Genomic DNA, 13566 nt, shown 5'->3' with positions numbered 1-13566 from the left:
GAGCACGTATTTCGCGGTGTACACGACCGCTTGCGTGTCGGCCCAGTTGGCCAGCGTGATCTTGATCGGCTCGGCCGGTTTCGCCGAGAGGGCGAACGTGAACGCGGAGACTGCAACGGCAGCCTGGAATGCGAAGCGTACGGACAAGACAGTCTTCATTTGACGTTCCTTGTGTCGACTTGATCGAAATGACGCTGGATGTGACGCGTGAAGCCGGGCTCCTTCGTTCATCTGTTTGTGGTGATTTCGGCACTTGCTGCGCGATATTCGTCAGCCGACTGAAAATCAGGCGATGTATGCAGGCGCCGCACCCCACAGTATTCGACCGTCAAACGAATCGTCAATATTCTTTTATTGATCCGATCATTGGCGCGCGCCATGCGTGAGCATCTGCCGGGCGCGATGCTTGTCGGGTTTTCCCTGAGCACGATTCATGTCGATTGCTGCGGTGATGCTTCGTCGTGGGAGTATGTCGAGACTCTTCAACCCGAGGTGAGCCAAACATGACTACCGGCACCGTCAATCTTCACCGCGTCCTGCGCGCGACGCCCGAGCGCATCTATCGCGCCTTCCTCGAACCCGATGCGATCGCGAAGTGGCTTCCGCCCTATGGCTGCACGTGTCAGGTCCATCAGATGGAAGCGCGCGTGGGCGGAACGCACAAGATGTCGTTCCGCAACTTCGGCACGGGCAACGGTCACTCGTTCGGCGGCGAGTACCTCGAACTGGTGCCCTTCGAGAAGATCCGCTATACGGACCGCTTCGACGATCCGAATCTGCCCGGCGAAATGCACATCACCGTCACGTTGCGCAAGGTGTCGTGCGGCACCGAGCTGACGATCGTGCAGGCGGGCATACCCGAAGCGATCCCGGTGGAGATGTGCTATCTCGGCTGGCAGGAATCGCTGATTCAACTGGGAAGACTGGTCGAACCCGAAATCCCCGATTGATCCGGAGCGCTTTAGTCGAGCCGCGTTCGCGTGGTGAGTCCGCTTGCCTTGTCCCACTGCTCGGACGTCATCCTTTGCACGGTGACGCCGAAGGTCCAGATATGGCCCTCGGGGTCTTTCGCGCGATAGGTACGGTCGCCGTAGAACTGCGTTTGCGGCTCCATCAGGATCGTTGCGCCCGCGGCGCGTGCGTGCTCGCAATGGGCGTCGACGTCCTCGCCCTCGGCGAGCTGAACATGCACGGACTGCGTGTTCTTGCCGCTGACCGAGCGCGGACTTTTATGGTCTTCGCTCCATTCGCTGCCGATCATGACGACGGAGTTCCCGTAGGTCATCTCGGAGTGGGCGAGATTGCCGTCCGCATCGAGAATGACGAACAGCGGCTCGAAGCCGAACGCGGTTTCGAGCCAGCGAAAGGCTGCCTTCGGATCCTGGTAGGAAAGCGCGCTGGACAGGCCTTTGCTGCGGTAGGCATCGGTCATGTGAGTTCTCCGGGTTGTGGTGTCGGGGAGGACTCGTCCAGCATCGAAACAATCGGCCGGAAATGCAAGCGAAATCCGTTTGCAGCTCGGGCGATTCAGGCGGATGACGCTCTCACGCGACCCTTCAAATCGAGCAACTCCTGCTCGTACACGCGCACGGCGCGTTGCAGTTGCTGCGAGCGCGCGTTGAGATCTCGGATCGAGGCGCGGCACTGCTTGCCCACATGCGCGGACAAACGCAGCACGCTTTCGCGTATGGCTTCCCCCAGCGCGGAGTACAGTCCCTGATAGTCGATTTCGACCGGGTCATCGAAGTCGATTCGCGCGAGCAGCGGATCTGCTTCGACGGTGTAATCGGACAACCGGCTCGCCGTCTCGCGGCTGAATGCTTCGAGCACGGAAGCGCCCAGCGTTTCGCGGATCGCCTTCATGTTCCCGTTGGCGGCGTGAGTGTCGAGCAACGCCGGCAGCGTTGGCGCGACCGTTCTCCAGACTCCGTTCTCGATGTGTCTCTGCTGTTGTTCGAGCGCATCCGGCGCGCTTTGCAAGGACACGTCCAGTTCGGCCAGCAAGGGCAGCACTTCGCAGCACAGCGTACCGAGCACGCGCTCTTCGAGATGATGCAGAAGCGTTTCCGCGAGCTTTCTGCGCTTATACGCGAGCGTCGGTTCGAGAATGCCCAGAAGCGCCGCGTAAAGCGCCTCGAAACCTGCCTCGCTTAAAGCGGCCCGCGATTGTCCCCGATCGCGCGCCGTATAAGTCGATACCGAAACGGGCGGCTTCAGCAGCGCGGCGGGCACGTTCATCGCCGTGAGTTTTTCGAGCGCGCGAGCCTTGACGTCGGCTTGTTGTTGCGCGCGATTCTGCTCGCTCTTGTTGCGAAGGACCTTGCGGATTTCACCATCGACTTCGTCCTCGTCGAACACGTCGCTGCGCGTGATGACGGGCAGCAGCGGCTTGTTCCGATGCAACTCGCGGCCGAGCTCATCGAGTTCCTGCACCTGGCCGGGTGCGGTGGAGCTGGTCAGCCACAGGACGCCATCGGCGCTCTCGGTGAAGCGTTGCGTGAGCGCGGCGTTCTCGGGCGATACCGAGTGCAAGCCCGGCGTATCCAGCAGCACCAGCTTGCTGCCGAGACGCACGCCTTGCAACCGCGCGGTTGTCTCGGTGACGCCTTCCGCGAATGGCTCCGACGTCTCCACGATACGGCCCGCATCGACATGAAAGTACTCGACCGTCTTGCCGTGAGCGGCGAATCGCTCTGCGAGAAAATTGCAGAATGAGCTCTTGCCTGCATTGAACTTGCCGAAGACGAGAAGCAACGCCTTGTCGTCGAAGGAACCGGCCAGGGCCTGTGCGGGTTCGAGATCGGACCATTGCCGTTGCCACGCCTGCGCGCTGTCCTGCAGCAAGTGATTGACGGCCTGCGCCTCGTACGCGAGCGCGCTGTTCGCGTCGAGCCCCGCGAAGGTCAACGGATGCGCCTGCAATTCCGATCTCAGGCGCGCGAGCCAGTTCTCCAGAGAATCGATGATGTGTTCCATGTCGCGCGCGATGAACTGGAACGCGTCGACTTCGGCGAGAAAGTGCTGCTCGTTGCTTACGTCGGACTTCATGCTGTCTCTTCCAGCGTAGCCATTGCGACCGCCGCGCCTTGCAAGGATGCAAGCGCTGCTTCGGCATTTGCGATCTGCGACGCCAGCGCCTTGCGGTCATCCGACAACTCGTAATAGTGCGTGAACGCTTGCTGCATGCGTTCGCGTCCCTGGGCGTCGCAAAACATGCGGCGCAGATCCTTGCGAAACTTCACCGACACGCCCATGACGGCGATCATCACCGTGTTCAGACTGCGCGCGACCGTGTGCTGCTCGCGCGGCAAGCCGATCACGCCTTGTCCCGCGAGAAAGCCGTCGATCTGAATACACGCCTTCGAATAAGCGATCTGAATATGCGCGCGTTCCCGCTTGCCTGCGGTGATGCCGTATGCGTCTTTCGCGGTGTCGGGAACGATAGCGTGATCTGCACCGAGCGCGTTCAGCATCGTCTCGATGTCCACGCTGACTTTTTCGATGACGGCTTTCAGGCCGTCATCGAACGCTTGTCTCTGATGCTTTTGCGTCTGGCGCAAGCCTTCGAGCGTCTGCTGGTTTTCGGCCCGCAGTCGATGCAGTTCTTCGTTGGTTTCGCGTAGCAGTAGCCCCGTCTCATACGCCCGGGCATGGGGCACGCGTGATAGCGCCGTGTCGAGCGCCGCACGCAGCGCAGGCATGCCGCTGCGTTCGAGAAGCAGATTCTTGCCTTCCTCAACGCCTTTGCGATGACGCGTGGACGAAACAGCGTTGAGCATGACGTCCGGCACTTGCGCACGAATCGCATCGCTCACGCGATGCAGTTCGGCTTCGTCGGCCAACTGGTCTATCTGAGACAGCACGAAGAACGTTTGCCGTTGCGTTCTCTCGCCATCCGCGCGCAGTTCGGCCAGCAACGCCAGTTCCTTCGCGTCCAGTTCGCCTTCCTTCGCGGCATGCACGAAGAGACGGATATCCGACGCCAGCCACGCCGCGTGCAGCGCATGACGGTCGTCCTCGGTGCCGACGTCGGCATCGAGACCGGGCGCGTCGAGCCAGCGCACGCCTTGATGCACGGTATCCGAAAGTCGCACGGTCTCGCGGCGGTCGGCGACAGAGAAGGTCTCCGCGCCGATCAACTCGTTCAGCAACCGGCTCTTGCCGTGGTTGTATTTGCCGATGACCGTCACCACGGGCGGATTGCCATTGCGCGACGCTTCGAGCCGCGCCAGATCATGCGCGCGATGGGGAAGCACTTCGATCACTTTTCTGGCTGCCTGCTCGCGAATCTCTGACGACACGTCTTTGCCTCGTATTCTTCGGTATCTGGATGGATGCATGCGCCTTACGCTGGCAGCACCGCCACGGCCTTGATCTCGATGATATAGCCCGCCGCGCCGCCGAGCATATGCGCGCCAATCGCGGTCCACGCGGGTAGCGGATCGGTGTTCAGATAGCGATCCCGTACCTTCATGAACAGGGGCAGGTCGCGCATGTCGGTATGAAACGTCGTCAGGTCGACGACATCGCGCAACGAACCGCCGCCGGCTTCGAGCACGAGCTTCAGATTCTCGAACGCCTGCACGATCTGTGCTTCGCGTTCTTCGACCAGTTGCATGTTTGAATCGCGGCCGATCTGGCCTGACACATAAATCGTATTGCCGACCTTGACGCCTGGCGCATAGCGAATCTTCTCGTAGACCGCTTCCATGCCCTTGGGAATGATGGCTTGTCGATCGCTCATTGCATGCTCCTCCATATCGTTCAAGTGACGAAAGCCGCAACGGCGAATTCACCGATGCAGCTTCAGATAAAGCGTTCTTCGATACAGCTTCAACCCGTGTCGCCGCCCGCGACCGGCAACACCGTGCCGGTGATGTATCCGGCCTCATCCGACGCGAGAAACAGGATCGGCGCGACTTGTTCGTCGATGCTTCCATAGCGCTTCATGAACGTGGAGCCGGTCACTTGCTGCACCGCTTCGTTCATCCATGCCTTCTCCTGCTCGCTGTCGCCGGCGGCGTTGCGCGGAACGCGTCGCGGCGGCGCGTTGGTTCCGCCCGGCGCGGTGGCGACGACGCGAATATTGTGCTCGGCGTATTCCATCGCGAGCGACTGCGTGATCGCGTTGACTCCGCCTTTGGCGGCGGAATAGGGCACGCGTCGAATTCCGCGCGTCGCATTCGACGACACATTGACGATCGTGCCGCCGCCACGCGCGAGCAGATGCGGCAGAACCGCATGGCACGCGTAGAGCGTGGGCATTAGCGAGCGGCGGATTTCCGCGTCGATCTGCGCGGGCTCGAACTCGCCGAACGGACGCATGCGGATCGCGCCGCCCACGCCGTTGATGAGAATATCGACGCCGCCGAATCTTTGCGCCGCGAAGTCGATCGCCGACTTCGCGCCCTCGTACGTCTCGAGATCGGCGACGAAGCCTGCGGTATCCGCGCCTTGCGCTTCCGCCGCGACTTCCGCGACGAAATCCGCGCGATCGACGAACAGCACCTTCGCGCCTTCGGCGGCGGCGCGCAGCGCCACGCTGCGGCCGATTCCCTGCGCGGCTCCGGTGACGACCATCACCTTGCCGTGGAAACGTTGCGCGCTCATGCAGTCACCGGCGCGGCGTTGGGCGTGAACTTCTCATAGTGGAAGCTGTTGGGCTTCACGCCGTTATCGTCGAAGTATTGACGGACCGCATCGACCATCGGCGGCGGGCCGCAGAGATAGACATCGACATCGCCGTCGTTGAGCGACTCTGCGGGCATGTGCTGCGTCACCCAGCCCTTGCGCGGATGATCCGACGCGGTATCCGCCACGACCGTGTCGAAAGTAAAGTTCGGCAGCTTGGCCTTGTACGCTTCGATCGCTTCGACGAGCACGAGGTCGAGATCGCGCGTCACGCCGTAGATCAGGTGCACCTTCTGCTGCGCGTTGGTGCGCGCGAGCACTTCCAGCATGGAGAGGAACGGCGCGAGTCCCGTGCCGCCCGCAAGGAACAGCACCGGGCGTTCGACCGCGCGCAGATAGAAGCTGCCGAGCGGCCCGGTGAGCTCGACCTTGTGACCGGCCTCGGCGGCTTCGAGCCACGTGCTCATCACGCCGCCGGGAATCTTCTTGATGAGGAAGCTGATCTTCGATTCACCCGGCGCGGACGAGAACGAATACGAGCGATGTTTGCCGCTGCCCGGTACGTCGATGTTCACGTACTGGCCGGGCAGGAAGACCGGCGCGTGCGAATCGACATCGAGTTCGAGCACGACTGCGGCGTCCTTGTGCGCCTCGATCTTCGTGACGGTCGCGGCGAACTTGACCTGCTCCGTCTTGCACGCCGTCGACGAAGCCGGGACGGCGATCACGCAATCGCTTTGCGGCACCATCTGGCAGGTGAGCACGAGACCGTGCTCTTTCTCGTCGTCGCTCAGCGCGTCTTCGATGTAATCGTCGCCGAGATCGTAGCTGCCGCTTTCGGCGCGGCACTTGCAGGTGCCGCACACGCCGTCGGAGCAATCCATCGGCAGATTGATTTTGGCGCGGAAGGCGGCGTCGAGAACCTTCTCGCCGGCCTTGCATTCGACGAAGCGCGTCACGCCGTCTTCGAAATTCAGTGCAATGTTGTAGCTGGACATGTTGCCTCCTACTTCGTGTCTCGTTCCTGCGGCGGGCATCAGACGTGATAGACGTCGAGGACCTGGCGGATGTAGTCGTTCTTCAGCGCGATCTTCTTGTGGCAGATCAGCAAGCGGTCGTCGACCTTGCGAAAGGTGACGTACATGGTGCCGAAGAACTGGTCGGTGACCTTATAGCGATGGCTGAGCGTGTTGAAGTTGTAGCGCACGTCGATTTCGTTCTCGCGCTCGGCCAGCACTTCCACGTTGGTCACGTTGTGATTCGTGCGCGGTTCGGGCATCGACGCGCCGCTGCGCTCGGTCTTGATGCGGAACACGCGATCTTCCAGGCCGCCGCGATCCGGGTAAAACATCAGCGAGATCTGGCTCTGGTGGTCATCGGTGAGCTTGTCGTCGTCGTCCCACGCCGGCATCCAGTACGTGACGTCCTCGGTATAGCAGGCGAGCCACTCGTCCCATTGGCGGTCATCGAGAAAGCGCGCTTCCTGATAGAGCGTCGCGCAGATTTTTTGGTAATCGAAGCTCATGACTGTGCCTCCGCTTGTTCCGCCTGTTCCGCTTGTTCCTTCCGCAGGGCGTCGCGCATCACGTTCACCCAGTATTCGTGCTGGACCACGAAGAGGCCTTCGTCCTCGCTGCGCTCTCCCGAGATGAGCGGCTTGATGCCCATGTTCTTCGCGTTCTCGTCGGGGCCGTGCACCCACAGCGGCGCGCCGCGCGAGAGATCGTTCCAAGCCGTGGCCGTGCCACCGTAGCCTGCCTGGCACGCGCGGAACTCTTCGAGGTCGTCGCTCGTGCCCATGCCCGACACATTGAAGAAGTCCTCGTACTGACGGATGCGCGTCGTACGATCCTCCGCGCTTTCGCCCTTGGGCGCGAAGCAGAAGATGCTGACTTCGGTCTTGTCGACGGAGATCGGGCGCACCACGCGAATCTGCGTGCTGAACTGATCCATCAGGAAGACGTTCGGGTAAAGGCACAGATTGCGCGTCTGGTTGACGATGTAATCGGCCTGCACGTCACCGACGCGCGCCTTGATTTCCTCACGATGCTCATAGACGGGGCGCACTTCCGGATTCATCGTCTTGGTCCACAGAAGAATGTGGCCATGTTCGAAGCCGTACACGCCCGCTACCGACTTGCTCCAGCTATTCGCATCGACTGCCTTGGTGCCTTCCACTTTGCGGCGGCCCATCGTCGCGGCGTAGTTCCAGTGCACGGTGCTGACGTGATAGCCGTCGCAACCGTTTTCCATCTGCATCTTCCAGTTGCCGTCGTAGATATACGACGAGTTGCCGCGCAGCACTTCGAGACCGTTCGGCGCCTGATCCACGATCTGGTCGATGATGAGCCTGGTCTCGCCGAGATAATCCTCGAGCGGCTGGACATCGGCGTTCAGACTGCCGAACAGGAAGCCGCGATAGCTCTGAAAGCGCGCGACCTTGCGCAGATCGTGCGAACCCTGCTTGTTGAATTGCACCGGATATTCGGTCGTCTTCTCGTCCTTCACCTTGAGCAGCTTGCCGGTGTTCGAGAAGGTCCAGCCGTGGAACGGGCAGGTGAAGCTGCCTTTGTTGCCATGCTTGCGGCGGCACAGCATCGCGCCCTTGTGTGCGCAGGCATTGATGACGGCGTTCAGTTCGCCCGTCTTGTCGCGGGTCACGACGATCGGCTGGCGGCCGATATACGTCGTGTAGTAATCGTTGTTGTTGGGTATCTGGCTTTCGTGCGCCAGGTAGACCCAGTTGCTCTCGAAGATGTGCTTCATCTCGAGTTCATACAGATCGGCGTTGGTGAAGATATCGCGGCGGCAACGGAAGACGCCGTTTTCCTTGTCGTCTTGCACCGCGGTTTCCAGCAACTCGTTAAGCTGCGCGGACTTGTCGAGAATGGCGGACATGAGTGCTCCCCCCAATGCGCTCCGGCGTGCGGAGAGTTGCATCGGTATCGAATGATTTGTGCGGAGAATGGAGCGGCGAGCGCATCATGCTCCGCCGCATCGTTCGATTTACGCGTTGACTGCGACGCGCAACCGGTTGACGAGCTGGTTATCCTTGCCCTGGACCAGCGTCGTGAGCTGGATATCGAACTCGATTTCCTTGTACGCGTCGGTCTTCATGCCGAGCGCATTGCCGCCGGTCTTTTCGACCACATGCGGCACGAGTTCTTCGCGAGTCGCGTAGGCGAAGTCGTCCCAGATCAGCGGATCGCCTTCGATGTTGATCTGCGTCGTCAGCTTGCGATGATTGTCGCTCGTCACGAAGAAGTGCACGTGCGCCGGACGGTTGCCATGACGCGCGAGCGTGTTCAGCAACTGCTGCGTCGCGCCATGCGGCGGGCAGCCGTAGCCCACCGGCATGAGCGTGCGGAACTCGTACACGCCGTCCGCGCCGGTCTTGACCGCGCCGCGCAGGTTGAATTCGCTTTGCGCGGCGGTCGGGTCGAAGTGCGAGTAGAAGCCCTTCGAGTTCGCGTGCCAGCATTCGACGAGCGCATTCGCGACCGGCTTGCCATCCGGGCCCGTGACCTTGCCGCGAATCACGAGCGGACCTGCATCGGCGTCGGCGTCGAGGTCGATCTTCGAGACGCCGTCGCGCACCGGTGCGCCCGCGACATACAGCGGGCCTTCGATCGTGCGCGGCGTGCCGCCGTGGATATCGGCTTCGCGGTCCGCGGCATCCATGCGGATGTCGAGAAACTTCTCGAGGCCCAGGCCTGCGGCGAGCAACGCCGCTTCGCCGTCCTGACCCAGCTTGTTGAAATAGTTGACGCCGGCCCAGATTTCATCGGGCGTCATGTCGAGGTCGTCGATGGCCTTGAACAAGTCGCCCAGCAAGCGATGCGTGATCTCTTTCGCGCGAGCATTGCCGTCCTGGCTACCGAGGTTGGCAGCGGCCTTCAGAAGGTCCTGCGCTTCCTTCGAATCGAACACTTTGACGCTCATTTGTCTGCTCCTGGCTCTCTATATCTTTGGTGGGGTTAACCCTTGTTTCAGGCCGGTCCGGATATGCTCGGAAGGTATAATCGGGCCTTGAAACAGAGCGTGAATGCAGAATAATGGCCATAAACGGCCCAGTCCAACACTGATTTAGTATTGGGCTATATCCAGGAGGTATTGAGATGGAGCTGCGGCATCTCCGCTATTTCGTGGCGGTGGCAGAGGAACGCAATTTCACGCGCGCAGCGCAGCGGCTTCATATCGCACAACCGCCGCTCAGCCGGCAGATCCAGCAGCTCGAAGAGTCGCTGGGCGTGCAGCTCTTCGAAAGAAACTCGCGTCCGCTGAAGCTCACGGAGACGGGCAAGTTCTTCTATTCGCACGCGGTGCAACTGCTCGCGCAGACCTCGGAACTCGAATCGATGACGCGGCGCGTGGGAAATATCGAACGCAGCATGTCGGTGGGTTTCGTCGCTTCGACTTTATATGGGCTTCTGCCCAAGATCATCCGGCGCTTTCGCGACGAGAATCCGACGGTCGAACTGAGTCTGCACGAAATGTCGACGACCGACCAGATCAGGGCGCTCAAGGACGGACGCATTGACGTGGGCTTCGGGCGCATTCGTCTGGAAGACGCGAATATCCGGCGCGTGGTTTTGCGCGAGGAAAAGATGATCGTGGCGTTTCCGCTCGGCCATCCGCTCGCGCTGTCGAAGCCGGTTTCGGCGTTGCGCGATCTCGTCAACGAAACGCTGATCGTCTATCCGAAGACGCCGCGCCCGAGCTACGCGGATCAGGTTCTCGCGGCATTTCAGGATCGCGGCCTGAAGCCTCGCAAGGTATATGAAGTCCGGGAAATCCAGATTGCGCTGGGGCTGGTCGCGGCCGGCGAGGGCATTTCCATCGTCCCGAGCAGCGTGCACGGACTCAAGCGGGAAGACGTGAGCTACAAGGACCTCGACGATCCGACCCTGGTCTCGCCCATCATCATGAGCACGCGCATGCTGGACGAATCGCGCGATATCCGCGAAATGCTGGAACTGATCTATCGCCTCTACGAAGAGGAGAAAATTCAGCACACACCCCGGCCCGAAGAGGAACATTAGCCTCCTCATACCTCGGGGGTATGGCACTAGACATCGATGGTCTTGGACACGAGTTGTAGACGCAGGCAATACTTTGGCAACCCTATCCACTCCCATCGGTCTAGTAATGAACGCCAAAATCACCTCCGTCGAAGCGATCCTGGTCGATCTTCCGACCATTCGTGCGCATCAGCTAGCGATGGCGACGATGCAGCAGCAAACCCTGACCATCATTCGCCTGCGCTCGGACGACGGCATCGAAGGTATCGGCGAGGCCACCACCATCGGCGGCCTTTCCTATGGTGAAGAGAGCCCCGAAGGCATCAAGCTGACCATCGATACCTATCTCGCGCCGGCGCTCATCGGGCAGGATGCGACCAACATCAACGCGGCGATGGCCCGGCTCAACAAGGTGGCGCGCGGCAACCGCTTCGCCAAGAGCGCGCTCGAAACCGCCTTGCTCGATGCGCAGGGCAAACGGCTCGGCGTTCCGGTCGCGACGCTTTTGGGCGGCGCGGCGCGCGCCACGCTGCCGGTGCTGTGGACGCTCGCGAGCGGCGACACGAAGCGCGACATCGAAGAAGCCGAGATGCTGCTGGCCGAGCGCCGGCACAATACCTTCAAGCTCAAGATCGGCCGGCGCAGCGTGCGCGAAGACGTGGCGCACGTGGCCGCCATCAAGAAGGCGCTCGGCGACCGCGCGAAGGTGACCGTGGACGTGAATCAGGCATGGAGCGAAGCGGACGCCGCTGTCGGCATCGCCGCGCTCGAAGCAGGCGGCATCGACCTGATCGAGCAGCCGACGCCGCGTGAGCAGCGTGGCGCGCTCGCGCGACTCGCGGCGCGCTTCATCGTGCCGATCATGGCCGACGAAGCGGTGACGGGCCCCGAAGACGCACTGGAACTGGCGCGAGGCGCCTGCGCCGATGTCTTCGCACTGAAGATCGCGAAGTCGGGCGGCATCTACGGCATGATGCGCACCGCCGCCGTGGCGGATGCGGCCGGCATCGCGCTTTACGGCGGCACGATGCTCGAAGGCAGTATCGGCTCGATCGCGTCGGCGCATGGTTTCAGCGCGTTGCCGCAGCTTGCATGGGGCACGGAGCTGTTCGGCCCGTTGCTGCTGAAGGATGACATCGTGACCGCGCGGCCGCAGTATCGGGATTTCGATCTGCATCTTCCCGAAGGCCCCGGACTGGGTCTCGCCATCGACGAAGAAAAGCTCGCTTTCTATCGCCGCGACAAACAAACTCATTGAGGAATCGACATGCTCTATCTCGTACGAATGGATGTTCATCTGCCGCACGACATGCCCGCCGACAAGGCCGAGGAAATCAAGGCGCGTGAGAAGGCGTATTCGCAGGACTTGCAACGTCAGGGCAAGTGGCAGCAGCTTCATCGCGTGGTGGGCGAATATGCGAACTACAGCGTGTTCGATGTCGACTCGCACGACGAATTGCACACGATTCTCAGCGGCCTGCCGCTGTTCCCCTACATGACGATGAAGGTCACGGCGCTCGCGCGTCATCCGTCTTCGATTCGCTGACGCGCGAGCGAGCGCTTTCATGAAGCCGGAGAATGTAGCGGTCGCGCGCATTAAGGCAAGCTGGTCCGTGTCGGCGATCACGGCAGGCCTGCTCGCCGTCGTCATCTCGTACTCGGGGCCGCTCGCGATTCTCTTTCAGGCGGCGCGTACGGCTCATGCGGGCAACGATGTCATTGCCTCGTGGGTCTGGTCGATTTCGATCGGCGCGGGCGTTTCCGGTCTGTTCCTGAGCTGGTGGCTCAAGCAGCCGATCATCACGGCGTGGTCCGCGCCGGGAACGGCGCTGCTGGTCACGATGTTTCCCGGCATGCCGATCAGCGAAGCGATTGGCGCATACATCAGCGCCGGGCTCGTCATGCTGATACTTGGCGTCACCGGCCTGTTCGATCGCATCGTCAAACGCATTCCGCATGGCATCGCCTGCGGCATGATGGCGGGCATCCTGTTTCAGTTCGGCACGAACGCATTCAAGTCCGTCGCCATCAATCCCGTGCTTGCTTTGGGCATGCTCGCGGGCTATATCGTTTTTCGTCGTCTGGCTCCGCGCTACAGTCTGCTGCTCGTGCTTGCGCTGGGATGCGCCATCGCAACGGGCCTCGGACTGACGAAGCTCGGCGCGGTCAGTCTGCAGATCACGCATCCCGTGCTGACGATACCCACCTTCACCTGGCAATCGACGATCAGTCTCGCGTTGCCGCTCGTGATCGTGAGTCTCACCGGTCAATTCCTTCCCGGCTTCGCAATTCTGCGGGTCTCCGGTTACAACACCCCGACGCGCCCCGTTCTCGTGACGACCGGCCTCGCCTCGATCGCGGTCGCGCTGACCGGCGGCATCACCATCGTGATTGCGGCGATCACCGCGGCGTTGTGCACGGGTCCGGACTCACATCGCGATCCTTCGATGCGATACATCTCGGGTATCGCGAATGGCGTGTTCTATCTGATCGGCGGCACGTTCGCGGGAACGGTCGTGATGCTGTTCGCGGCGTTGCCGAATGGTTTCGTCGCGGTGCTCGCGGGCCTCGCGCTGCTCGGCGCGATCACGGCGAACGTCGCGGGACTCATACACGACGAAGAGCATCGCGAAGCCTCCATCATCACGTTCGTATCGACGGCCTCCGGCATGAGCTTCATGGGCCTCGGTTCGGCGTTCTGGGGCATCGTCTTCGGGACGCTGGCGTACATCGTCCTTTCGCGGAAAAAGCATCGGCCGGAGTGAGTTCGGCGACTCTATTCCCAAGAGGTATGGAGCGACACTCAATCGGTATTGGACGATGTTCAGGCTGCTCGCCTATTCTGAGCCAACAATCAAATAACGATATCGCCGCGCAAAGCGAACGCGGACGGAGACACCGTCACACCGCAGCC

Annotated in this window: 15 protein-coding genes; 6 read left to right on the top strand and 9 right to left on the bottom strand. The window is 61.4% G+C overall.

Annotated features, from left to right (window positions below; all coding sequences use genetic code 11):
* Positions 1 to 188: 188 nt before the first annotated feature.
* Both AWB79_RS39795 and AWB79_RS31885 read left to right on the top strand, forming a co-directional pair.
* Entirely contained in the window at positions 189 to 386 is a 198-nt protein-coding gene (locus AWB79_RS39795; RefSeq protein ID WP_157695892.1) for a hypothetical protein, read from the top strand.
* A 117-nt stretch (positions 387 to 503) separates the two neighbouring features.
* A complete protein-coding gene (locus tag AWB79_RS31885; RefSeq protein ID WP_061171429.1) occupies positions 504 to 950 on the top strand; it encodes an SRPBCC family protein in 447 nt (148 codons plus the stop codon).
* 11 nt (positions 951 to 961) lie between these two features.
* On the opposite strand, the gene AWB79_RS31880 is transcribed toward AWB79_RS31885, so the two are convergent.
* The 9 genes from AWB79_RS31880 to catA all read right to left on the bottom strand — a co-directional run bounded on the left by AWB79_RS31880 (position 962) and on the right by catA (position 9573).
* Positions 962 to 1432 (bottom strand): VOC family protein, encoded by a 471-nt coding sequence (locus AWB79_RS31880; RefSeq protein WP_061171428.1) that lies wholly within the window; start codon positions 1430 to 1432, stop codon positions 962 to 964.
* Between the two features lie 95 nt (positions 1433 to 1527).
* On the bottom strand, positions 1528 to 3048 hold the full coding sequence (locus tag AWB79_RS31875) for a GTPase (RefSeq protein ID WP_061171427.1): 1521 nt from the start codon (positions 3046 to 3048) through the stop codon (positions 1528 to 1530).
* Positions 3045 to 4301 carry a GTPase gene (locus AWB79_RS31870; protein ID WP_061171426.1) on the bottom strand — a complete coding sequence of 419 codons (1257 nt, stop codon included), beginning with the start codon at positions 4299 to 4301 and terminating at the stop codon, positions 3045 to 3047. Before AWB79_RS31870 ends, AWB79_RS31875 begins: the two co-directional genes overlap by 4 nt.
* A gap of 44 nt (positions 4302 to 4345) precedes the next feature.
* Positions 4346 to 4744 (bottom strand): RidA family protein, encoded by a 399-nt coding sequence (locus AWB79_RS31865; RefSeq protein ID WP_061171439.1) that lies wholly within the window; start codon positions 4742 to 4744, stop codon positions 4346 to 4348.
* An 89-nt stretch (positions 4745 to 4833) separates the two neighbouring features.
* Positions 4834 to 5610 (bottom strand): benzoate diol dehydrogenase BenD, encoded by a 777-nt coding sequence (gene benD / locus AWB79_RS31860; RefSeq protein ID WP_061171425.1) that lies wholly within the window; start codon positions 5608 to 5610, stop codon positions 4834 to 4836.
* Positions 5607 to 6629, bottom strand: a complete 1023-nt coding sequence (gene benC / locus AWB79_RS31855; protein ID WP_061171438.1) for a benzoate 1,2-dioxygenase electron transfer component BenC — start codon at positions 6627 to 6629, stop codon at positions 5607 to 5609. The genes benD and benC overlap by 4 nt, the downstream gene beginning before the upstream one ends.
* 38 nt (positions 6630 to 6667) lie before the next feature.
* Positions 6668 to 7156 (bottom strand): benzoate 1,2-dioxygenase small subunit, encoded by a 489-nt coding sequence (benB, locus tag AWB79_RS31850; RefSeq protein WP_061171424.1) that lies wholly within the window; start codon positions 7154 to 7156, stop codon positions 6668 to 6670.
* A complete protein-coding gene (locus AWB79_RS31845) occupies positions 7153 to 8529 on the bottom strand; it encodes a Rieske 2Fe-2S domain-containing protein (protein ID WP_061171423.1) in 1377 nt (458 codons plus the stop codon). The genes benB and AWB79_RS31845 overlap by 4 nt, the downstream gene beginning before the upstream one ends.
* A 108-nt stretch (positions 8530 to 8637) precedes the next feature.
* Complete coding sequence (gene catA, locus AWB79_RS31840; protein WP_061171422.1) at positions 8638 to 9573, bottom strand: catechol 1,2-dioxygenase; 936 nt, start codon at positions 9571 to 9573, stop codon at positions 8638 to 8640.
* Positions 9574 to 9749: 176 nt separating this feature from the next.
* Between catA and AWB79_RS31835 the strand changes: the two genes are divergently transcribed.
* The 4 genes from AWB79_RS31835 (at position 9750) to AWB79_RS31820 (ending at position 13417) form a co-directional block, all read left to right on the top strand.
* Positions 9750 to 10673, top strand: a complete 924-nt coding sequence (locus AWB79_RS31835) for a LysR family transcriptional regulator (RefSeq protein WP_061171421.1) — start codon at positions 9750 to 9752, stop codon at positions 10671 to 10673.
* Between the two features lie 106 nt (positions 10674 to 10779).
* Positions 10780 to 11910 carry a muconate/chloromuconate family cycloisomerase gene (locus AWB79_RS31830; protein ID WP_061171420.1) on the top strand — a complete coding sequence of 377 codons (1131 nt, stop codon included), beginning with the start codon at positions 10780 to 10782 and terminating at the stop codon, positions 11908 to 11910.
* A gap of 9 nt (positions 11911 to 11919) precedes the next feature.
* Entirely contained in the window at positions 11920 to 12198 is a 279-nt protein-coding gene (gene catC / locus AWB79_RS31825) for a muconolactone Delta-isomerase (protein WP_061171419.1), read from the top strand.
* Positions 12199 to 12217: 19 nt separating this feature from the next.
* Complete coding sequence (locus tag AWB79_RS31820) at positions 12218 to 13417, top strand: benzoate/H(+) symporter BenE family transporter (protein ID WP_061171418.1); 1200 nt, start codon at positions 12218 to 12220, stop codon at positions 13415 to 13417.
* Positions 13418 to 13566: the final 149 nt, after the last annotated feature.

Source organism: Caballeronia hypogeia (assembly GCF_001544875.2).
GTDB classification, from domain to species: Bacteria; Pseudomonadota; Gammaproteobacteria; order Burkholderiales; family Burkholderiaceae; genus Caballeronia; species Caballeronia hypogeia.
The sequence above is the reverse complement of the archived record's forward strand: the minus strand, read 5'-3'. Positions and strand labels throughout refer to the sequence as shown.